The sequence below is a fragment of the Candidatus Omnitrophota bacterium genome (genome assembly GCA_041653595.1).
Classification (GTDB): Bacteria; Omnitrophota; Gorgyraeia; order Pluralincolimonadales; family Pluralincolimonadaceae; genus Pluralincolimonas.
In genome coordinates, this window is the sequence record JBAZFB010000010.1 from 23,589 (window position 1) to 45,629 (window position 22,041).

Annotated in this window: 20 protein-coding genes; 13 read left to right on the plus strand and 7 right to left on the minus strand. The window is 49.7% G+C overall.

The window, feature by feature from the left end:
• Positions 1 to 138: 138 nt before the first annotated feature.
• The gene (gene dnaA / locus WC317_05240; GenBank protein ID MFA5339529.1) at positions 139 to 1,500 is read right to left on the minus strand and encodes a chromosomal replication initiator protein DnaA; all 1,362 of its coding nucleotides are present in this window, start codon (positions 1,498 to 1,500) and stop codon (positions 139 to 141) included.
• Positions 1,501 to 1,669: 169 nt separating this feature from the next.
• On the opposite strand from dnaA, the gene rpmH reads away from it, so the two are divergent.
• Genes rpmH through WC317_05280 form a run of 8 tightly spaced genes read left to right on the plus strand, consistent with a single transcriptional unit; the run spans position 1,670 to position 7,721 of the window.
• Positions 1,670 to 1,807 (plus strand): 50S ribosomal protein L34, encoded by a 138-nt coding sequence (rpmH, locus tag WC317_05245; protein ID MFA5339530.1) that lies wholly within the window; start codon positions 1,670 to 1,672, stop codon positions 1,805 to 1,807.
• A gap of 15 nt (positions 1,808 to 1,822) precedes the next feature.
• Positions 1,823 to 2,179, plus strand: coding sequence for a ribonuclease P protein component (gene rnpA / locus WC317_05250; GenBank protein ID MFA5339531.1), 357 nt, complete (start codon positions 1,823 to 1,825; stop codon positions 2,177 to 2,179).
• Positions 2,180 to 2,392: a membrane protein insertion efficiency factor YidD gene (yidD, locus tag WC317_05255; GenBank protein MFA5339532.1), complete on the plus strand. Its 213-nt coding sequence runs from the start codon at positions 2,180 to 2,182 to the stop codon at positions 2,390 to 2,392.
• 1 nt (position 2,393) lies between these two features.
• Positions 2,394 to 4,034, plus strand: a complete 1,641-nt coding sequence (yidC, locus tag WC317_05260; protein ID MFA5339533.1) for a membrane protein insertase YidC — start codon at positions 2,394 to 2,396, stop codon at positions 4,032 to 4,034.
• Positions 4,035 to 4,041: 7 nt separating this feature from the next.
• On the plus strand, positions 4,042 to 4,245 hold the full coding sequence (locus WC317_05265; GenBank protein MFA5339534.1) for a Jag N-terminal domain-containing protein: 204 nt from the start codon (positions 4,042 to 4,044) through the stop codon (positions 4,243 to 4,245).
• Between the two features lie 16 nt (positions 4,246 to 4,261).
• Complete coding sequence (gene mnmG, locus WC317_05270) at positions 4,262 to 6,022, plus strand: tRNA uridine-5-carboxymethylaminomethyl(34) synthesis enzyme MnmG (protein ID MFA5339535.1); 1,761 nt, start codon at positions 4,262 to 4,264, stop codon at positions 6,020 to 6,022.
• 39 nt (positions 6,023 to 6,061) lie between these two features.
• Entirely contained in the window at positions 6,062 to 6,895 is an 834-nt protein-coding gene (locus tag WC317_05275; protein ID MFA5339536.1) for an AAA family ATPase, read from the plus strand.
• On the plus strand, positions 6,864 to 7,721 hold the full coding sequence (locus WC317_05280; protein MFA5339537.1) for a ParB/RepB/Spo0J family partition protein: 858 nt from the start codon (positions 6,864 to 6,866) through the stop codon (positions 7,719 to 7,721). The genes WC317_05275 and WC317_05280 overlap by 32 nt, the downstream gene beginning before the upstream one ends.
• Here the strand turns inward: WC317_05280 and WC317_05285 are convergent.
• Genes WC317_05285 through WC317_05310 form a run of 6 tightly spaced genes read right to left on the minus strand, consistent with a single transcriptional unit; the run spans position 7,661 to position 16,065 of the window.
• Positions 7,661 to 9,259, minus strand: coding sequence for a hypothetical protein (locus tag WC317_05285; protein MFA5339538.1), 1,599 nt, complete (start codon positions 9,257 to 9,259; stop codon positions 7,661 to 7,663). The two genes, WC317_05280 and WC317_05285, sit on opposite strands and share 61 nt — an antisense overlap.
• A 10-nt stretch (positions 9,260 to 9,269) precedes the next feature.
• Positions 9,270 to 9,998, minus strand: coding sequence for a polyprenol monophosphomannose synthase (locus tag WC317_05290; GenBank protein ID MFA5339539.1), 729 nt, complete (start codon positions 9,996 to 9,998; stop codon positions 9,270 to 9,272).
• Between the two features lie 10 nt (positions 9,999 to 10,008).
• A complete protein-coding gene (locus WC317_05295) occupies positions 10,009 to 11,649 on the minus strand; it encodes a glycosyltransferase family 39 protein (GenBank protein ID MFA5339540.1) in 1,641 nt (546 codons plus the stop codon).
• Between the two features lie 5 nt (positions 11,650 to 11,654).
• Positions 11,655 to 12,701, minus strand: coding sequence for a glycosyltransferase family 2 protein (locus WC317_05300; protein ID MFA5339541.1), 1,047 nt, complete (start codon positions 12,699 to 12,701; stop codon positions 11,655 to 11,657).
• A complete protein-coding gene (locus WC317_05305; GenBank protein ID MFA5339542.1) occupies positions 12,698 to 14,119 on the minus strand; it encodes a radical SAM protein in 1,422 nt (473 codons plus the stop codon). The genes WC317_05300 and WC317_05305 overlap by 4 nt, the downstream gene beginning before the upstream one ends.
• Complete coding sequence (locus WC317_05310; protein ID MFA5339543.1) at positions 14,119 to 16,065, minus strand: DUF2079 domain-containing protein; 1,947 nt, start codon at positions 16,063 to 16,065, stop codon at positions 14,119 to 14,121. Before WC317_05310 ends, WC317_05305 begins: the two co-directional genes overlap by 1 nt.
• Positions 16,066 to 16,151: 86 nt before the next feature.
• Here WC317_05310 and WC317_05315 point away from each other — a divergent pair, with 86 nt between their 5' ends.
• Genes WC317_05315 through WC317_05335 form a run of 5 tightly spaced genes read left to right on the plus strand, consistent with a single transcriptional unit; the run spans position 16,152 to position 22,034 of the window.
• Positions 16,152 to 17,558, plus strand: a complete 1,407-nt coding sequence (locus WC317_05315) for a radical SAM protein (GenBank protein MFA5339544.1) — start codon at positions 16,152 to 16,154, stop codon at positions 17,556 to 17,558.
• A gap of 13 nt (positions 17,559 to 17,571) precedes the next feature.
• A complete protein-coding gene (locus WC317_05320) occupies positions 17,572 to 18,237 on the plus strand; it encodes a glycosyltransferase family 2 protein (GenBank protein ID MFA5339545.1) in 666 nt (221 codons plus the stop codon).
• Between the two features lie 6 nt (positions 18,238 to 18,243).
• Entirely contained in the window at positions 18,244 to 19,656 is a 1,413-nt protein-coding gene (locus WC317_05325; GenBank protein ID MFA5339546.1) for a radical SAM protein, read from the plus strand.
• Positions 19,656 to 20,618, plus strand: a complete 963-nt coding sequence (locus WC317_05330) for a class I SAM-dependent methyltransferase (GenBank protein ID MFA5339547.1) — start codon at positions 19,656 to 19,658, stop codon at positions 20,616 to 20,618. Before WC317_05325 ends, WC317_05330 begins: the two co-directional genes overlap by 1 nt.
• Positions 20,619 to 20,624: 6 nt before the next feature.
• Positions 20,625 to 22,034: an NAD(P)-binding protein gene (locus WC317_05335; protein ID MFA5339548.1), complete on the plus strand. Its 1,410-nt coding sequence runs from the start codon at positions 20,625 to 20,627 to the stop codon at positions 22,032 to 22,034.
• The last annotated feature ends 7 nt before the right edge of the window (positions 22,035 to 22,041 follow it).

A 22,041-nucleotide genomic window follows, 5' to 3' on the forward strand; every position in this document is an offset into this window, starting at 1 on the left:
AAAGGGTTTTTCTGGCCCTAAAGTTATGCACAGGTTGCGGGCGAAAAGCATCGTCCCAACAGAAACCCCGGCACATCGCATTAGTTATACACAATCATCCACATGTTATCAACAACAAAACCAGAGCCAACCAACAGGTTATTCACCCCGTATTTGTGTCGCGAGCCTGCCGATCGTCTCCTTTATTTTGGCGTCTTTTTTCATGTCCGAGTCTATGCTTTCGCACGCGTGCAAGATCGTGGTGTGGTCCCTGCCCCCGCATAATTCCCCTATTTCAGGCAGTGAATGGTCGGTCAGTTTCCTTATCAGGTACATGGAGATCTGTCTGGGGAGGACCATCTGTTTTGTCCTGCGCCTGCCCTTTATATCCGACACGCGGACGTTAAAGTAACTCGCCACTTCCTCAAATATCGTGTCCGCGAGTATCCGGGACTCCTTCTCTTTTACCATGTCCTTCAGGACAGAGCGGGCCAGTTCAAGCGTGATGTTCTGTTTAAGCAGGACTGCGTTCGCGACAACGCGCTTCAACGCGCCTTCAAGTTCGCGGATGTTGGACTTTATCTTTTCCCCTATGTAAAAAATCACGTCATCCGGGACCGCGATATTCTCTCTCTTTAACTTTTGCCGCAATATCGCTATCCTCGTCTCGAAATCGGGTTGGGAGATCGATACGATAAGGCCCCACTCAAACCTCGAGACCAGCCTCTCCTCGAGCCTGTCGATCTCCTTGGGCGGCTTATCGCTCGAGAGGACTATCTGCTTGTGCGCGTCGTGCAGGGTATTAAAAGTGTGGAAGAACTCTTCCTGCGTCGATTCCTTCCCGGCGATAAAATGGACGTCGTCTATCAAAAGGACATCCACCGTCCTGTATCTTGCCCTGAACCTGTCCGTCGACCGGTTCTGTATCGATTGTATAAGCTGGTTCGTGAATTGCTCGCTTGTTATGTAGACCACTTTCATACCCGGGTTTTTCGCCGCGACGCAATGCCCGATGGCGTTCATGAGATGTGTCTTCCCCATTCCGGCCTTCCCGTATATGAACAGCGGGTTGTAGGCCTTTGCCGGTGATTCGGCTACGGCCATTGCGGCGGCATGCGCCATCTTGTTGCTTGAGCCGATGACGAAATCATCGAAAGTGTACGCCGGGTTAAGCCCGATATTATTATGGGCCTCCTGTTTTTTGGGTGTATCGGCGGATTTCGGAGCGGAGCTGGCTGCGGCCGGCAGGAAGGTATTAGGCTCTTTGGCGGAATAACGGAAATCCAGCGCCAGGTTCTCGCCGGCGATATCCTTAAGGGTTGTCCTGATCATGTCTAAGTGATGTTCAAGGAGCCAGTCCTTAAAGAAACTGTTCGGGACCTCAAGGACAAGGGAACCTTTCGAGATTTCCAGCCCGCTTGTGGGCTTGAACCACGTCTCAAAAGTCTGAGGGTTTACCTTGGATTTTATGAGGTCCTTCGCTTTTTCCCAGACCTCTATAGCACTCTTTATATTTTCCATAAAAAAGCCGTAAAAAGTTATTCACAATTTATTCACAGGCCGCAAATAAGGCAGGCCGCACCAAACCTTGTTAAATTATAACAAAGATACGGGCCTGTTGCAAGAACTTTTTCTTGACTAACTTGCCAATCGTGATATAATCGTCCTTTAACTTTAAAAGGAGAGAACGATGAAGAAGAACATTACCTTAAAATCCAATTTAAAGAGGGTGCGCGCCCACGGGTTCAGGAAGAGAATGTCGACCAAGGACGGCAGAGCGGTCTTAAGGAGAAGGCGCCAAAAAGGCAGAAAGCGCCTCATACCCTAACCCTTCGGATCCCCCATGAAGAGGTTCTCCCTTTCGCGTCCCGAAAGGATAACCAAGACATCAGATTTTAAGCAGGCCTTAAAAAACGGCTCGTTCTATAACGGGAGAGCCTTAAAACTGAGCATTTCCCGGAATGATCGCGGCGTCTCAAGGATAGGCGTTTCGCTCCGCAAACATATATTCAAGCTGGCCGTTTCGCGCAACAAGCTGCGCCGCCATATCAAGGAGGCCTTCAGGCTCAATAAAGAAAAACTGGAGAAGGGCTACGATATCGTAGCTATCCCGAGAGCCGCGGCAGCTGATTTAAAATACGAAGAGTTGAATTCAGAATTTTTGGCGTTGTTAAAGAAAGCGGGTATCTCAAAAGATTAAATGGTTAAAAAAAGTTTGTTATGTTTAATAAAGTTCTATCGTAACTTCTTGTCAGGATATAAGTTACAATGTTGCAGGTATTACCCATCCTGTTCGGAATACGCGGCTGAAGCGATAGAGAAGAAGGGAGTTTTTAAGGGGATCCTTCTCTCCTCTTTCAGAATTCTAAAATGCAACCCATTCACTAAAGGCGGATACGATCCGGTAAAATAATATGAATATGGAAAAACGCGCGCTTTTGGCGATCGTAATATCGATGGCGATACTGTTGTTGACACAGCCGCTCCTCGTAAAATATTTCCCCAGGCAGAATCAGCCGCAAAAGGCATCGGCAAATGTTCAACCCGCGCCGGAGCCGGCAGCGGCCCAGGTTTCCCCGGCACAAAAGACACAGCAGCCGCCTCAGCCGGTCAAGCTAGTCGATGAAAAAGATATTATCTTTGAGAACGAAGAGTACCGCGCCGTCCTTTCGAACGCCGGAGGCGTGGTAAAAAGCGTTACCTTGAAAAAGCACCTCGAGGGCGGGAAGCCGATAGTCTTATTCGACGAGCAGAACCCGGCCGATGCCACTTTTTCGGTATCAGGGCTCGATCCGGCCCTCGACAAGGCCGTATATTCTCCTTCGATCCGGCAAAACGGGGTCCTTTTTACCGCTAGATCACCCGGCGGATTAAGCGTGGAGAAGGAGATAACCTTCAGACCCGGCGAATACGCAATAGACCTGCGGCAGACGATCACGAACTATTCTACCCAATCCCGGAACCTTAAATATGCGATCGTGGCCGGATCAGGCCTGAGAAGCCTTTCCCCGCAGGACGAAACGTACTCAGAGCTTGTGAAGGAGATAGACGGCAAGATAACTAACGTAAGCAGGGGCTCTATAAAAAAGCCGGTTACATGGGACGGCATACGGGTCAATTGGGTCTCGCAGAAGGCAAGGTATTTTTCTTTAATAACAAAACCGCCGGTTTCTTTTAAAGCGGTTTCTTCTAACAAATTGCCGGACAATAAGTTACAAACACAGATAGGTTCGGACAATTTTACCATCACCCCGAATTCATCGGTTACCCACGAGTTTATCTTATACGCCGGACCCAATGTTTATAATAATATGAAGAGCCTGAAACTGGGGATAGAGGATTCGGTTTATTTGGGTTTTACGGGCGGTATAGGGCGCGTATTATTTGTCATACTTGACCATATCCATAAGGTGGTCAAAAACTGGGGCATGTCTATAATATTCCTTACCGTTTTGATCAATGTCCTGCTCTTCCCCCTGACTTTTAAGGGGATAAAGTCGATGAAACAAATGCAGGCTCTCCAGCCGAAAATGGAAGCGCTGAAAAAGGCGCATAAAGGCGATTCCCAGAAACTCAACAGGGAAGTAATGGAGCTCTATAAGAAATATAAGATAAACCCGATGAGCGGTTGCCTGCCCTTGATCTTACAGATGCCGGTCTTCTTCGCCCTCTATCAGGTCCTTATGCGGTCGATAGAGTTACGCGGCGCCCCCTTCCTTTGGATAAAAGATCTCTCTCAGCCGGACAGGCTCGTCGTATTTAAAACTCCTATCTTATTGATAGGAACAGACTTAAATATTTTACCCTTATTAATGGCTGTAGCTATGTTCTTCCAGCAGAAGCTTTCTACCCCGCCACAGTCATCATCTAGCGACCAGATGGCCCAGCAGCAGAAGATGATGGCGATCATGATGCCCATTATTTTCGGTTTCCTGTTTTATCATCTTCCGTCCGGCCTGGTAATGTACTGGTTCACCAATACAGTTTTGACGATTGCCGAACAGGAGATCTTCCTTAAAAAGGAAATGTTCCACGTGGAACATTCCGAGAGCTAGAGGGCCTATGAAGTCTATTGAAGCCGAAGGAAAGACCACAAAAGAAGCTATTCACCTGGCGCTGCAGAAGCTCGGGGTTAGCCGCGACAAGGTCCACGTTAAGGTCCTCTCCGAAGGCCGCCGGGGCCTCTTTGGTATGGAAGGCCTGAAACTGGCCAAAGTCAAGATAACCTTAAAAGAAGAAACCCACCAAACACACCACAAAGTTTGATCCGGAAGTACCCAAAATGCCCGGGATACCTTATTCTAAGGACTATGATGTCATAGTGGTAGGCGGAGGCCATGCAGGCTGCGAAGCTGCCCTGTGCGCGGCCAGGATGGGCTTAAAATGCCTTCTTTTGACCATGGACCCGGATACCATGGCCCAAATGTCCTGCAACCCCGCCATAGGCGGACTCGCCAAAGGCCATATCGTCCGGGAGATCGATGCGCTTGGCGGTGAGATGGCAAAAGTGGCTGATAAGACCGGTATCCAGTTCCGGCTTCTTAATACCAAGAAAGGCCCGGCTGTCCAGGCACCCCGCGCCCAGGCAGATAAGAAACTTTACCGGCTGACGATGAAGAAGGTCCTCGAAGGCCAGGACAATCTAGAGTTAAAGCAAGAGACCGCTGAGGAGATAATTACCTCGAGCGGGAAAGCCGCAGGCGTCCTTTGCCAATCAAGTGCGCGGTATGGCGCCAAGGCGGTTATTATCACAACAGGCACATTCCTGAACGGACTGATACATATAGGGATGACAACCTTCCCTGCAGGCAGGATCGGGGAGCCTCCGGCTGTCAGGTTATCGGACTCATTACGTTCGTTAGGATTTGAAATAAAAAGACTTAAGACAGGAACCCCGGCCAGGCTAAAGAAAGGATCTATAGACTTCTCCAAGACAGAGATCCAGGATGGCGATCCGGAGCCGACACCCTTCTCATTTTCTACCGAAATAATAGAGCTGCGGCAGGTCCCTTGCCATATCACTTATACAAACCACGAGACACACAAATTCATCTTGGACAACCTTGACCGCTCACCGCTTTACAGCGGGAAGATCAAAGGAGTCGGCCCTCGCTACTGTCCGTCAATTGAAGACAAAGTCGTAAGATTTAAAGACAAAGAGCGCCACCAGATATTCCTTGAGCCGGAAGGATTGGATTCCGATGAGATATATCCTAACGGAGTTTCCACAAGCCTCCCCGAGGATGTCCAGTTATCTATGTTAAGGACCATCAAAGGGTTAGAGCATTGCGAAGTGGTTCGTTTTGGTTACGCCATCGAATACGACTTCTGCCCGCCCACCCAGCTTAAACCTACGCTTGAGACAAAGCTTATAGATGGACTTTACTTTGCCGGACAGATCAATGGCACATCAGGCTATGAAGAAGCCGCCGGCCAGGGCCTTATTGCCGGGATCAACGCCGCGCAAAAAATTAAAGGCAAAGGGCCTTTTGTCCTGAAACGGTCGGAAGCTTACATAGGCGTATTAATTGATGACCTGGTGACGAAAGGCACAAACGAGCCATATCGCATGTTTACCTCCCGCGCGGAATATAGACTTCTATTGCGCCATGACAATGCCGACATACGGCTTATGGGTTATGGTCATGAGTTAGGCCTTATACCGGAACCGCAATATAAGGCGCTGATCGAGAAAAAGAAGATGATCGAGACAAGCGTCACTGCCTTAAAGCGCAAACGTCCCGGCGAGATATCTTCGTTTCCCGGCGAGATCAGGAAACAGGCCGAGCTAGAGGTAAAATACGAAGGCTATATCAATAGGCAGGTCCGCGAGGCCGAAAAGCTCAAAAAGCTCGAACAGGTAACGATACCTTCGACGATAGATTTCAAGAACATCAAAGGCCTGCGGAAGGAAGCCCAGGAAAAGTTCGACAAGATAAAGCCCGGGTCTGTCGGCCAGGCCTCAAGGATATCAGGTATTTCGCCGTGCGATATCTCGCTTCTCTATGTCTATATAGAAGCCCTCCATAAAAGAAAATCTTGACAAAAAATCCGGCTCTGTTAAAATGTTCCACGTGGAACAATGGCAAAGATAATCTCTGTCTGCAATCAGAAGGGCGGCGTCGGTAAAACTACCACAGCCATAAACCTCGCCTCGTTCATCGCGTTGGCAGGGCGCAATGTTTTGGTCGTCGATTGCGATCCCCAGGCCAATGCTACCTCCGGCCTCGGTATTGACAAAAAACAAGTCAAAGAATCTATCTACGACGTCCTTATCAACGGAAAAGAAATTTCACAAGTAATTGTAAATACTAAACTTACAAACTTATATATTATCCCGTCAAACGTCCACCTTACGGGCATGGAAGTCGAACTCGTTAATTCAGAAAGCCGGGAGTTCCATTTAAAACAAGCGCTTGAGCACATAAGGCCCTCATTCGATTATATAATCCTCGATGCCCCGCCGAGCCTCGGGCTCTTGACGATAAACGCGCTGACCGCATCCAAGTCCGCCCTGATACCGTTGCAATGTGAATACTATGCGCTCGAGGGGTTATCCCAACTGCTCAGCACCATCAACCTGGTCAGGCAGAACCTGAACCCGTCGCTCGAGATAGAGGGCATCCTCCTCACCATGGCCGACTTCAGGACAAAGCTGACCGACGAGGTCATAAAAGAAGCGAGGAATTATTTCGGCGATAAGGTCTATAAGACGGTAATACCGCGTTCCGTGAAATTAGGTGAGGCGCCGGGCTTCGGCGTTCCGATCGTAATGTATGACAAGCATTCACAGGGCGCGCGCAGTTATTACGAATTCGCAAAAGAATTCCTGAAAATAGATTTTCCGCTCGAACTGAACACAAAGCCAGAAAAGGAGATCCCTGATGGAGAAGAGAGTATTAGGAAAGGGGCTTAAGGCCTTAATCCCGGACGATGTCCCGCAAAGGTCCGAAAGCAGGGGAACGGTCCAATTAAAAGTCAGCGAGATAATACCCGGCAGGTTCCAGCCCAGGGAGGTCTTCGACCCGGATAAGCTTAAAGAATTGATGCTCTCGATAAAAGAGAAAGGCGTCATACAGCCGGTCATCGTGCGCCCGAAAGGCGACGGCTATGAGTTGATCGCCGGCGAGAGGCGATTGAGGGCCGCAAAAGGATTGGGGATGGAACTGGTCCCGGCGATAATAAAAGATGTCAAAGACGACGAGGCCCTTGAGATCGCCCTTATCGAGAATATCCAGCGCGACAATCTGAACCCGATCGAGGAAGCGAAAGCGTACCAGAGGCTTTCCGAGGAGTTTTCTTTTACGCAAGAACAGATATCCGAGAAAGTGGGCAGGAACAGGGCGTCGGTCTCGAATACACTGAGGCTCTTGAGGCTCCCGGATAAGATAAAAGAAGAGATATATCTCGGAAGGATCTCGATGGGCCACGCCAAGGCGATCCTGATGCTCGATTCCGAACAGTCGCAGCTGGAACTCTGCTTAAAGATAATAAGGCGAGGCCTCTCGGTCAGGGAAGCGGAATATTTTGTCAAGCGTAAGATCGTCGGGAGAGCGCGCCCGGCGAGGCCTAGGAAACATTCGACCGAGGTCCGCGCGGTCGAGGAAGAACTGCAGAGGATACTCGGGACAAAGGTGACCCTCCTGCATAATAACAAGCGCGGCAAGATCCTTATCGAGTATTATTCCAACGACGACCTGGAGAGGCTGCTGAACTTGCTCCGCGGGCGCGCCAGGTCATAGAGGATAACCAGGAAAGCGCAGCATAATATTGAAAGCGCGGCCCAGGTTTTGACGACCGGTTTTACGGGCACAGATTTAAAAGTCCCGTCCCTCAGAAGTATCTTCGCTTTATCCGTCTCCGCTATCAACCTGAATTTATATTTATCCGAGGCTATCTTTAACGCGGCCATATCGTAATTTCCATCCATCTCCCTTAACCAAATAGCCGATTTCGACGAACCGAATTCATTGATCGGGATATTCGGCCTTTTTATCTCGTAGAATGTCTGGGCCGCGTTCGGCCGTCCGGTCGTCGCCGAGAGCATCGCCCCGATATAAACCCAGTTGGAGCAGATTATATCTTCCGGGGCGGTATTCTTCTCTATGATCCTTACCCAGTCCTTTGCCTCGGCGTCGACCAGGTTTATCTCCAGCGGTCTCGCGTGTTTTTTGAGGGACGGAATGAGGTTGTCAGCCGTCGAATCCAATAAAAATAAAGCCGATGCCTTCCTGCCGTCTTCCCCGTCCGGGTACGACGAGATAGTCGGAGAGAAGATGTTTATGAAGATCAGCAGTGAGGCCGAATAAAAGAGTGCCAGGCGCGCCCCGGCGTTTTTCCCTGACAGGAACCTTTCCAGCATTCCGTAAATTTTCTCCAATCCCGCCCCGGCGAAGAAGATGACAGGAAGGAGGCCTTCCCCGCTTAAAAACCTGAACCTATAGTTAATCGCCAGGGGCAGGAGAGCCAGAAATAGCGCGATGAAAAAAAGGCCGCGGACCCTGAATTGCCTGTCCGCGAGCCTGCCGAGGCCCGTCGCGGCGAACAGATATATAAGCGGATAAAATTCGAGCAGATCGTTTTCAGCGACTTTTACCCCGAGCGGGTTTTCAAGGCCATGTATGTTTGCCAGGACGTGTATTATCACCGGCGCAGACAGCGCCAGGGAGAAAAGGACGGTTTTCAGCACCCGCATCAGGATATCTCTTCTCGCCAGTCCGTAGAGAATGAACGCCAGAAGGCCCAGCCAGGGCATGCCGAGGTGGGTATAAAAAGCGCACGCGATAAGCATCGGGCAGGCTAACTTCCTGTTTTCCTCGAACGCATAGAACGCCAGCAGGATGAATATCAACGACAGGGTTACGGGTATAGTGATCGTTAATTTCAGGAAGAACGTAAAAGGGATTGCCGCGGCGACAGCTACGAAGAAACCTGTTTTCGGCGAAAAGAGCCTGTTGGCGACGAAGGAAAGCGTAGCCAGGAGGGACACGAATGACAATGCCGAGAAAAGCCTGGCTATGAAGAGTATGTCGAGCCCCATCTTATACGGGATCAGCAACAAGAGGTGGAAGAGCGGAGGATAGAGGTGTATATTGCCGGCAGGCGCTAACTCCCAAAAGGCATGGTTAACTATCCCGCCGGCCGTATCAAAACCCCGCATTACATTGATATGATAGTATATATCGAGGAAGAACGGGAACTTTTGCCAGTTAAGGAGCGAAAGAAGAAAGAGGCAGGCAATGAGTATTGAACTTGACAGTCTCCAGTTCGGTTTGGGCATAGCGGCCTCTCTAAGAGCGCATAAGGTGCAGCGATATCTTTAATCTTTCAAAACCCAGCCTCGATACGGTAAAGAAAGCCTCCCGTATTATTTTATCCTCCATCTTCGAAGAGCCCACGCTTCTATTGACAAAAACGATCGGTATTTCTTTAATAATAAATTTTTTCCTCAAGCAAAATTCAGTCATCTCTATCTGAAAGGCATACCCATCAGCCTTTGTCCTCTCAAAAGGGATTTCTTTCAACGCCTCTTTGCGGAAGCACTTGAAACCGCTTGTCCAATCCCTGATCTTAAAACCTACGATAAAACGGGTAAATAAATTAGCTATATAACTTAGGACTAACCGGTTGAATGGCCAGTCGACCACGTGGATACCCCGGATATAGCGCGAACCGATGACCACATCCGCCTTTTTCGCTTGCTCGAGGAATTCCGGTATGTATTTAGGATCGTGCGACAGGTCGGCGTCCATCTGGATTATGTAATCTACGTCCATGGCGACGGCGTAGCGGAAACCGTCCTGGTAGGCCAGTCCGATGCCCATTTTTTTTGGGCGCTTGATCAGATGGATTTGAGGGTGAAGCCGGCTAAGGCGTTCAACTTCCGCGCCCGTGCCGTCGGGCGAGTTATCATCTGCTATGACGATATGCGAGACTTCCGGGAGCGCCAGCAGGCATTCCAGTAGGAAACTGATATTTTCTTTTTCATTGTATGTAGGTATCACAACAGCTGTTTTCATAACACCCTTTTTAGTTAGAGGCCGGTCTTTTAAAGATAACCACAGGCGGTACGCCGCCGGGTTCTCTGAATAGATGGTAATACGGGTCCGGCATAGAATCAAGCCAGATATCCGGACAGTTAAGGCTGAACCTTTGCAGGATGTGGCTGCCTTCGGGAATATTATTTTCCTCCAAAAATTTACCGAAGAAATAAGTATCCCTGCCTTGGCGCGGAATTAACCAGACGGCGTCTTTAGGTGAAAATATGTAAGAAGGCAGATGTCCCTCCAGCCAGGGCGTTTTTTTAGTCATGCGTCCTGAGCAGCGTAAGCCGGTATAGAATATTATAGAGCAATTATCGTAGTTAGTCAGGACAATATCATCCGCCCGGCTATTCGCCTTCAAAAAAGAGACGATGCCTTTTAATGGGCCGTTAAAAGTATGGGTCAATTCGTAAGCGTAATCCGGGAGATATGTCCAGAAATGCCCGGTCTCTTTGTTCAGGTAAGCGCTATAGAGCGACAGCCTTGTCCCTACATCCGGATTAGCTTGCCATGAGGCAGGCAAAGCCATACGCTCGAATTTCACATTTTTTAACGGATAAAGAGGCAGGAGGTTGAAGATCCTTGTGGCGACAAGGATAACAAAAAAACCATATGCCCATACAGGATGTTTTTCTTTAATCTTGAAAAAAATGACGGCGAGATAATAAAAGAAGAAAGGCGCGATACCCATAAGATACCGGAAATAAGGAAACGGCCCGATAAAGGTCAGGACGAGCAGGACCGAGGCAATGATAAAAGGCAGCGGGGTCAGCGGAGCGCCGCGTTTACGCAGGTAAAGAAATACAGGAATGAGAATAACGGGGAAGAGGTGGTCATTTATATAAAGCGCGTAACGGGCGAGATTATCAAGCCGGAACATGAAAGGAATGGGCTGGGTAAATTCGAGAGAACGCCCGAGTATGCCCATAGAAAAGAACCAGGGCGCGGTCAATATGAATAAAATACCGGCGGTGAAAATAACAGCCTTAACGCGTTCTTTGCTGATGCCCCGATATAGGAAATGGGCGACGAATCCTATAAAAACTCCGAGAAAGACAAGATAATGCGTATAAAAAAGGGCGGCGAGAGCCGTTATAAAATAAAAAACAGCTCTCCCTCTTTTTTTAACGGCTAAATCCATATATAAAGTGGTCGTAAGCAGCGTCATAAAAGTCAAGAGAGAATAATACGCGCATTGACGGATATGCAACAGGACCGCGACGGAAATTATCATAAGGAGCGAAGCAAGACCGGCAGTTTTTTTATCGGCTAGCCTGAAAACCAGGCGGTAAAACAGAATGATAGATAATATCCCGAAGATCGCGAAGGGAAGACGCGCCGTAAATGTGGATGGCCCCAGAACCATAAAAAACAAGGAGATGACATAGAATTCAAGCCAGGAACGGAGATAATAAGCGAAACTCCGGTCGAACTTAAAACCGGTGTTTTCATGGACGATGAGGTTGCGCCCGTCCCAGGCGGCCGGGTATCCGAACGATAGGACATTCTTGGCTAAAACCGCGCTGGAAGCTTCATCCTCCCACAGCGGCCGGTCCGCAAGATTTGGGATGATTAAAAGCGAACCTAACACCAAAAGCAGCGCCAGGAGCCTATTTTCCGTTAACATATGCATCATTTATTATTGCCATTCCTTAAATGTACGATCGGATGCCTGACCAATCCCGTGCCCAGCCCGATTTCGAGGCTGGTCTTGGCCATCGTTTGCATAACGCGAAAATCCGGAACTGTCCGGCCTTTTTGAACGGCCCGTCTTTTTGCCAGGGTCCCGGGTAAATTTTTTATGTTCCAGGACAAAGCGCCGATCAACGACCCTGCTTCATCCGGGGCTCCTTTTATCAGCGCGTAGAGCGCGTGGAAGGATATAATTATAAGGAGCAACGGTCCTAAGATCAAGATCATGGCCAAGGAGTAGTTTTTGATGAATGACATCAACCTGTTTTTTTCCCACTCATATATTTTAGCGCGGACCTTATCCGCGGTTGAGGTGCTGCCCATGTGCATATGAAAAACGACCGCCTCCGGCGCGTAAATTATCCCGTAGCCCATCGTCCGCAACCGCCAGCTCAGATCTACGTCTTCATGGTACATAAAATATCTTTCATCGAAAAGTCCGGCCTCCTCCAGCGTCTTTTTGCGTATCAGCGCGCAGGCGCCGCAGGCATAAAATATGTCGGTTTTCCCGTCAAACCGGCCTTCGTCCTTTTGCCCTATCCCCCGGTTAAACGCCAACCCGAAGATATCGCAGATCGTGCCCGCGGCATTGAGAAGAGACCTGTCGTAATAGTCGAGCATCTTAGGCATCGCCATCGAGTTTTTTTCATCGGATAATAATTTACCGGCGAGGATCTCCAGCCACCTGCCGTTCGTCTCGACGTCGTTATTTAAAAGGCATATTAATTCCGACCGGCAATCACGGACCGCGCGGTTATATGCCGCGGCGAAACCTATGTTTTGCCCGAGGCGGATAAGGGTCAGGCCGGGATACCGGTTTTGGACGAAAGACACGGAATCGTCATCCGAGCCGTTATCTACGACGGTTATTTCCAGCGGACCGCCGTATTCCGTTTTCACTACCGACTGCAGGCATTTTTCCAAAGACGTCCGGTTATTATAGTTCAAGATAATGATCGAGCAGGATGGATAGATGTCGTTTCTCACCGCACCCCCATGGAAAACATAAGATAACTTACGGACGTCCGGCATAAAAAGATAAACCAGTCCTTTAAACCGAAAAGGGACAGCAGCCATTTATTAAACGCGCGGCGGTAAACCGCGTCCGTTATAAGCAATTTCAGGGAAGGGGTCCTTTGCTCGAGGTCATTAACGGCCTTTTTTATCCTGGGCAGAGGAAGGTTCGTTTTTAATTTTCTCTCGTCTTTGACCCGGTCGAATCCGTCATAATCAAGATCGAGGAGATGGTTATTTTGCCGGGACGATTCATACAAACCCGTGCCCGGATAGGCGGTAGTTATGCTTACCCAGGAGAGGTGCGGTTTTTGCCGTTTCACCAAGGCGTAAGTCCGGTCCAGGTCGTCCGCATCCTCGACCGGGGCGCCTACCATATATTGGCCTAACACAAGTAGCCCGTTTTTTCTGCAGATCTCCGCCGCCCTTACTGAATCGTCCGCTTTTATGCCTTTATGGTAGTAATCGAGTATTTTTTGGGATCCGGATTCAAAACCAAACCAGACGATAACGCACCCGGACCTTTTAAGCGCTGCGGCCAATTCATCGTCGATGGTGTTGGCCCGCGACTGGCACGCCCACGATAACCCGGAAAGTCCCGCCTCTTGCAATTGCCGGCAGAAACTAAGAGCCCATTTTTTATCGGCGGTAAAAGTGTCGTCCTGAAAATGGAACCCCTTGATATTATAGCGGTCGCGCAAAAGCGATATCTCCTGTACGATCTTCCCTGGATCGCGCCACCGGGTTTTCTTGCCGAAAATGAGGTTGACCGTCGGCTGGCAGAACGAGCAATTGTAAGGACACCCGCGGCTGCCGACGATATGCAGGTTAGGCGCGGGCAGCGGAAAGGTATACCAGCTTTGCCTGAGATATTCGTCCATCGGAAAGAGCTCCCGTGCCGGAAGAGGAAGGCTATCGAGCGGATCGGAAGCGTAACTCATCTGCTTTTTAATGATCTTCCCGTCCGCGCGATAAGAGATGTTGGGGATATTTTCCAGGCTTTCGGATGCGGCCAAACGGCCCATGATCTTTTCGCCCTCCCCCATTACGACCAGGTCGATATCCCGGCAGTCAAGGAAATCATCCGGGGCGACGGTGGCATAAGGCCCGCCGACAACCACGGTTGCTTCCCCGCGCGAAATATTTTTGCAGAAAGAAGCCAATTCTTTGACGGCGGTCACGGTCGTTATGTCCGCCGTTATGCCGATCAACCGGAATTTTTCTTTCCGGAGTATTTTTTCAAGGTCTCGTTTTGTCTCAATGCGGAGGTCTATCCCCTTGACCCGGTGGCCCTCGTTGAGCAGGTATCCGCCGATATAGCTTAAGCCCAAAGGCGGCCAAAGCCATTGAAGGAGCCTCTTTCTGGGGGGGCAGATGAGGAGTATGTCCATTATAGCCCGAATTCTCCGAGGAGGAACCTTTTCTCCGAATCGATAGAATTTTTGTCGGCACAGGTTATGAAGACAGGGCCGTTGTTTTTGTCGAAAAAGCCCATTTTTATTTTATAGCGCCCTTTTTCCGGGACCGAGGGGATAAAGATCCTGTAGTTGGTTTTAATTATCCGGCCCGCAGGCCATTCCTCGGTCGGGTAGATATTGTAGGCCGGCGAGAAAACAAATTGCCGGATCATTTGTCCGCCGGGGTCTTCAACCCAAATCACCGCTCCGTAAGAGGCTGTCGGCGCCTTCAGGCTTTTCCAGTACAAGGAAAGACTCAGGCATTTTTTTGATAAAAGGGATTCTTCGGAAAGGTCATAGCCTGTCAGGGCGATCTCGCGATTGATCTCGACGGCGGCCGTATAAGACGGAGAAGCCTCTTTTAACTCCTCGTAAAGTTTTAAGTCTCCGCTCGAGCCCTTTTTAAGCAGAGCCGTATTTTCCACCAGCCCGACGACGCCCCAATGTCCTTCCTCGAGGAAAGACCTGAAATTACGGCCGCTTTCCGGATTTTTGAACTGGGCGGTAAGCGTATCCTCGAAATCGATCAGGGCGTATTCTACCCCTGGAGGAAGAGTATATTTTTTGTTGATGATCTTATAGTGGCCCATGTAAAGGTGGTGGAATGACTGCAGTTGTTCCCGGCCGGAAAGTTTCGGTAAGAACCTGAAAGTCGCCACCACGCCGGCATCGGAAGGTATAGACCTGATCATGTCGTTCATGACCGGCGCCAAAGGGTCCCTGACATAAGAGGGCAGGTTATTTGACAATTCCAGCCATGGCCCTATGCAATAAGCGAAATACAGGGAAACAACCACAAAAATGGCCGCAAACACAAACCGCATTTTCTTTATAAGGCCGAGAGCCAGCAGGCGCCTGATGCCGTAAACGGAAGAGAGGAAAATAACCGGGATAATAGCCAGGTTGTATTGGTTATAAATATTGCAGGCAGGCAGGTAATCAGCCAAAAGATTACGGGCGAAAGTGGGTAAAGATAAAAAAAGGACGGCGGGGCTGAAGAGCGGCAGGAAAGAGACGGGGCTGAAAAGGAACCTGAGATAGTCTATTTTATAGGGCATAGCCGCTATTTTCAAAACCGCGATAGGATGGCGGACGATATTGAAGGCGATCTCGACGGGATTGTTCCCCAAATAGGCGTAAAAGGAAGTAAAAATATACGCATCTTTATTGAAATACGGCAGAATGAATTGTATCGTAGCTACGGACCAGACCAGGGAGGAGATTATGGGCCATAAGATCCAGCGCTTGCTTTTCCTGGCGAACATAGCGTATATGCCAAACATGATCACGGCCAGAGCCGCGTCCTCCTTGCACGAAAGGGCGAGTATAGACAGAAAAACGAAAGGAACGAACCTGTCTTTTATCAAGCAGTAGAACATGAACAATATTATCGGGGCGAGAGCCGCCTCCGGATGGAATTCGAACAGGTTGGCATGATTTAAAGCGGGATAGACAAGATAGGCAAAGGCGATGATCACGCCGGGTATCTTACCTATTTTTTCTTTGGCGATAAGGTATACCGGCCACGCGCCCGCTCCCAGCAGCGCGCTCTGGAGGAGCAAGAGGGTCATGGCGTGGGGTATTATGGCATAGAAGACAAGATAAATGATAAGGATGGGGGAAAAGTGGTCCGTGAAAATGATACCCCTTGCGATAGAGGAGTCCAGGAACCGGCCGTGGAGAGTGTTCCACATGCTTTGGTTATAGATGGCCAGGTCAAAATCGAAATATCCGAAATACAGGTACTTAATAAGGCAGATGACGAAAAATAAAGCAATATAAGAAATTATCAAACAGGCGACGATAAAAGGCGCTTTGGCTTCAAAGGCTGATTCGGGTTTGGTCATATTTTGCCGGTGCTTTATTTTCTCATCGTTCATTCTACTTTAAATGTCCTGGCCCGTCAATATCATTATCGCGGTTTTATTGTAATATGTTTTTATATCTGTTATAATAAACCGAAACTATGAAAGTATTATTGGTCAAACCCCCATCTGATATGCATGTAGTTCTGCCGCCTATCGGGTTGGGATATCTGGCGTCTTCGCTGAAGAGATCGGACGCGTCTATCGAGGTATCTATCGTCGATTGCCTGAAGCAGGGGTATGACGTTCTCCGGTTCAGGGGATATCTCGAGAAGGCCAACCCTGACGTGGTCGGTTTTACCGCTTTTACCATGGAGATAGCGTCGGCCCTTAAATGCGCGGCGGCGGCAAAAAATTATAACCCGCGCATTATCACGATCGTGGGGGGCGCGCATGCTTCGGCGTCGCCTCAGGAAGTCTTGCGCGACCGGAATGTCGATTTTATATTTCGCGGCGAAGCGGAAGAAAGCCTTCCGTTATTCTTAAAGAAGCTGGGCGCAAATGATTTTCATGGCATAGGCGGCCTGGGCTACAAAGAGAACAATACCTTCAGGTTTAACGAGATACAGCCCGTCGAGGACCTTGACGCGCTTGCTTTTCCCGATTACGAGCTGATGAAATTCCGGGAATACCCGAGGATGTATTTTACCAAAAGATTTCCGGCCGCTCCTATTTTGACCAGTCGCGGCTGTCCGTACGATTGCACTTTTTGTTCAGCGCATAAAATTTCAGGCCGAAAATGGCGTTTCCGCAGCCCTGAAAATATAATTGCCGAGATCAAAATGCTTCACGGCAAATACGGGATCAGAGAAGTCTCTATTTGGGACGACAATTTTGCCTTAAGCAAAGAACGCGCCTTGAAATTTTGCCGTCTCCTGAAAGAGGCCGACCTCGATCTGATCTGGTGGTGCCCCAACGGGGTCAGTCTCCATACCGTAGACGAGGAATTATTGGCCGCCATGAAAGCGTCCGGTTGCTATGCCGTCGCCTTTGGCGTTGAGTCCGGCTCCGAGAGGGTACTTAAAGATATGAAGAAAAAATTGTCCCTTGAGAAGCTGAGAGATACGGTGTCTCTGGCGCACAAAATGGGTTTTCGCACGCAGGGTTTTTTTATTATAGGGTATCCCATCGAAGAGGAGCGGGATATACTGAAAACCATAAGATTGTCCAAGGAGTTGCCGTTTTCGAGGGCCAGTTTTTGCCTTTTTCAGCCCCTCGCCGGCTCTGAAATTTACGAACGGTTAGTTACGGCGAAACAACTGCCGCTCGATCTGGATTCAAAAGATTGCGAATATTCAAAACCCAGCATCCCGACATCCGGCGTCTCCGATTTAATGCGCTTGAAGAGATGGCAGCGGAGGGCGATATCGGAATTTTATTTAAGGCCGGGGATATTTCTGGGGCTTTTGCGGGAAAACCTGTCATTTGACCAGCTTCGCGAACTGGCCGTTATGGCGGGAAAATATATTTTTCAGCCGGAGGTAAAAAAGGAGAGAACGGTAAATTAAATTATCAGTCATCATCCCGGTTTATAACGAAGCCGGAACAATCAGCGCTATTTTGCGGCGGATCGAAGCCGTCGATCTCGAAAAGGAAATAATAATCGTCGACGACGGTTCGACGGACGGCACCGCCGGTATATTAAAAAAACTGGATCAGTCCCGATACAGGATCATTTATCAACCCCGTAACCGGGGCAAGGGCATGGCGATCCGCGAGGGGCTGAAATATGCCACAGGCGGCGTGGTTATAATACAGGACGCGGACCTTGAATATGACCCCCGGGATTATCACGCATTGATCGGCCCTATTTTAAAGGGACAGGCCTCGGTCGTATACGGGTCTCGGTGGCTTCGCGGGCATTTTAAGGATATACCGTTTAATTTGTTCAAATTGGGCAGCCGGCTGTTGACGGCCATGACAAATGTCCTTTACCGGGCCAGGCTTACGGATGAACCGACTTGCTATAAAGCCTTTAAGACGGAGGTGATCAGGGATATCAAGCTTGATTGCCGGCGTTTCGAGTTTTGCCCGGAGATAACCGCGAAGATACTCAAGCGCGGCTATAAGATTTATGAAGTGCCTATCTCGTACAATCCGCGAAGTTTCAAAGAAGGCAAGAAGATAAGCTGGTTAGACGGTTTAGAGGCTATCTGGATCCTCGTGAAAAACAGGTTTACCCATTAAGGCCATATGGCAAAAAAAATCCTTTTAGTCAATCCCCCAAGCGCTTTTGACGTCTATAAAAACTCTAAGGTCCGCGCGGCTGTGCCGCGATTGCCCGTCATGTCCCTGGCTATGTTAGCGTCGGTCCTGTTGAAAGAAGGCGCAGAGGTCAAGATCCTCGATCTTGCGGTCGAACCGGACCATTTATCTTCTCTGGGCAAAGCGGTGAAAGATTTTTTGCCCGATTTCGTCGGCATTACCGCGACCACCCCGCTTTTTTTCGAAGCCGCCTCTGTCGCTCGCACCATCCGCGGGATAAAAAATGACGCCGTCTTGATCGCCGGGGGAGCGCATCCTTCGGCGCTGCCGGAAGAGTGCTTAAAGACCTCGGATTTCGATATAATCGTCATCGGCGAAGGAGAGGAGACATTAAAAGAAATTGTCCGCGGCGATCGATGGGCCGGGATCAGGGGTGTCGCATTCAGGGAAGACGGAAAGATCGTAATGACCCCGGAGCGGGAGATAACCGGGAACCTGGATGACCTTCCCGTTCCGGCGCTGCAACTTTTTGACCTTTCCCGCTATTCCTGCCCCCGGATGATCTCGCGGCGCAATCCGGTCGGCCCCTTGGAGATGAGCCGGGGATGCGTCTTTCGCTGTTCATATTGCAATAAAAATATCTCCGGCCGCACATTTCGCATCAAATCTCCCGAAAGAGTGATAGAGGAGATCGCCCATCTCCGGCGCCTCGGGTTCCGCGAATTTCATGTTTTAGACGATCAATTTTCCACGGATATAAAGAAAGCCAAAGAGATATGCAGGGCTATCATTAGAAGCGGGATTGGAATGCCGTGGAATTTACGGACGGGCGTAAGGGTGGATCGTATCGATGAAGAGTTTTTGGACCTGGCCCGGCGGGCGGGGTGTTATCAGGTCGGGGTGGGGTTCGAAAGCGGAAGCCAGGCGTCGCTTGACGCGATAGGGAAGGGTATCGATCTAACGCAGGCTTTTAAAGCCTCCGGGATGATTCGCCGGGCAGGATTGGAATGCGTCGGTTTTTTTATGTTGGGCCTGCCCACCGACACGGCAGATACCCTGGAAGAGACTATAAATTTCGCGATCCGCCTCGATCCGGATTACGCCAAAGCGACCATCCTCGTGCCTTTTCCCGGAACGGTGATATTTGATGAATTCGAGAAGAAAGGCTTGATCAAGACAAGGGATTGGAGAAAATACAATTTCCATAACGCCAGCGAGATATACGTTCATCCCAACCTCGACTGGATGACGCTGAACAGGTATTATAATAAATTCCACCGCCGGTTCTATCTCCGCTCTAATTATATTTTCAGGCACTTCTTCCGGTCTTTATTCCGGGGCAGGCTCATAGACGACCTTATTTCCGCTTTTAAGACTTTTTCCATAGGCGGGCAATTTTGATGAAAAAGACAACAACCCCCGTATATTTCGATCCGGAATACTTCGAAAACGTTCCTTGCAACCTCTGCGGCGCCGGCGAAACAGAGACTACAGTGCTTTATGAGGCGGTAGCGGAAAAGATCCCGCGCCGCAAAGAAGAATTGATTACCCGGTATTCGTCATCGGGCGATGAGATCATCTTTGAAAGGGTGGTCCGCTGCAACCGGTGCGGGCTTATTTATATCTCGCCGCGGCCGAAGACGGAGATCATAATGCAGAGCTATTCCGCGGCCGAAGACGAAAGATATGTTTCCCAGGAAAAAGGCCGCCAGGTTACTTTTAAACGGTGCATAAACATCGTCAAGGAATATAAGAGATCTGGCAGGCTTCTCGATATAGGCGCCGCAGGGGGGATCTTTGTCAAGGCGGCAGTCGATGCAGGATTTGAGGCGGTTGGCGTAGAACCGGCCCGATGGCTGTGCGATTTCGCTAAAAACCGCTACGGCGTCACCGTCTATCCTACGGACCTGGGCGGGGCGGGTTTCGACGATAGCTCATTTGACGTGGTGACGATGTGGGATTGCCTTGAGCATGTTCCCGATCCGATGGAGACGCTGCGGCAAGTCCGCCGCGTTCTCAAGCCGGGAGGTGTGGTCTTTGTGGCGTATCCGCGCATAGACGATATTTTCGCCAGAGTTTTCGGGCGCCGATGGTGGTTTCTTTTGTCGATCCATCTTTTTTATTTTACCCCGAAGACGCTTAAAAATTATTTTAAAAAAAATGATTTTTGCGTATTATCTCATCGTCCGCAGTTCCAGTTTTTAGAATACAATTATCTCGTGGAACGGCTGAAGGCGTATTCCGGCTTCTTGGCGGGCCTGGCCGGTTTTCCGGCGCGTTTTTTAGGCCTGGGCAGGATACGGGTCCCTTATTTTGCCAGCCAATATCTTTTGATAGGCCGGAACCGGAAAGGCGGTAATTAGGTAAAGATGCCAAATCGAAAGAGGATAGCGGTCCTGGGAGGCGGAGCGGGAGGGCTGGGGGCAGCCTGGCCTGTTTCAGGCTTGCCCGATTGCGCGGTTAGCGTTTACGAAAAGACCGCCTCCCTCGGCGGCAGCTGCGGGAGCTTCAAACATAACGGTTTCAATCTCGATTACGGCCCTCATAAAATATACTCCGTCATGCCGGGCATTATGGACCTGCTGGAAGAATTGGGCGGCGATAAATTGATCCGCGTAAAGAAGAAGCACAGGATCATTTTAAGAGGCAAATTGATCAGTTATCCTGTCCGGCTCACGGAATTGCCACGGGCGCTCGGCCTATGGGGCCTGGTCCAGTGCGCATTTTCAGTCCTGGCCTCAGCCGTTAAAAGCCTCTGTCCGCGAAGCGCTCCGCTTACCTACAAGGATTATGTAATAGGCAGGTTCGGCCGTAAACTTTACGATCTCGTCTTTGAGCCGTTGGCGGAAAAAACCTGGGGAGACCCGGAGACATTAAGCGCGGATGTCGCTTTAACGCGCATCCCCGGGAAAGGGGCCTTTGATCTGTTGATTCGCGCGTTAGGGCTCGCGAAGGAAAGCGCGGAGACGCAGGCCGATTATTTTTTATATCCCAAAGAGGGTTTTGGAGGTATCATTAAGCGGATGGCCGAAGAGATAGAGAAGAACCGGGGCGTTTTTTATATGGAGAGATTTCCGGTCCGGGCTGAAATTTCGAAAGGGCGCATAACTTCCCTGACTTTCAACGACGGCAGCAGGGCGGAGCCGGACGTGGTCATCTCTTCTATGCCGCTTATCGGACTAACGGACCTCTTATTCCCGGAGGACGCGCTCTTTCGCAAGGAGGTCCTGTCGCTTGAAATGAGGAATTTCGTTTTGGTCTACCTTTTCATCGACCGGCCGAAAATCCTCGACGACCACTGGATCTTTTGCCCGGATAAGGACATTATTTTCGGACGGTTGTCGGAGCAGAAATTAATGTCAAGCGGGATCGGCCCGGAAGACAAGACCGTCATCTGCTGCGATTTTACCTGCGGCAATGACGACCGGAGATGGCTGACGGATCCGGAGGAACTGGCAGCGCGCTGCTCGTTGGACCTGGAGAAGCTGGAGCTGGTAAAGGAAGGGGAGATATACGGCCATCATGTTATTAAGATGCCCGCATTTTATCCCAGGTACGGCCTTAATTACCGGACCACGGCAGCCAATATATTTAAAAAGACAGGGAAAGTGGAGAACCTTATTTGCACCGGGCGGTTAAACCTTTACAATTACAATAACTTTGACCACTGCGTGGATATGGGGCAGATAATAGCAAAAGAGCTGCGCCTTGGACGCGCAGGCCGGGACATTACGGACGAATTGATCAGGCGCTCCGGCTCTTATCGTATAGTGGATTAAATATGAT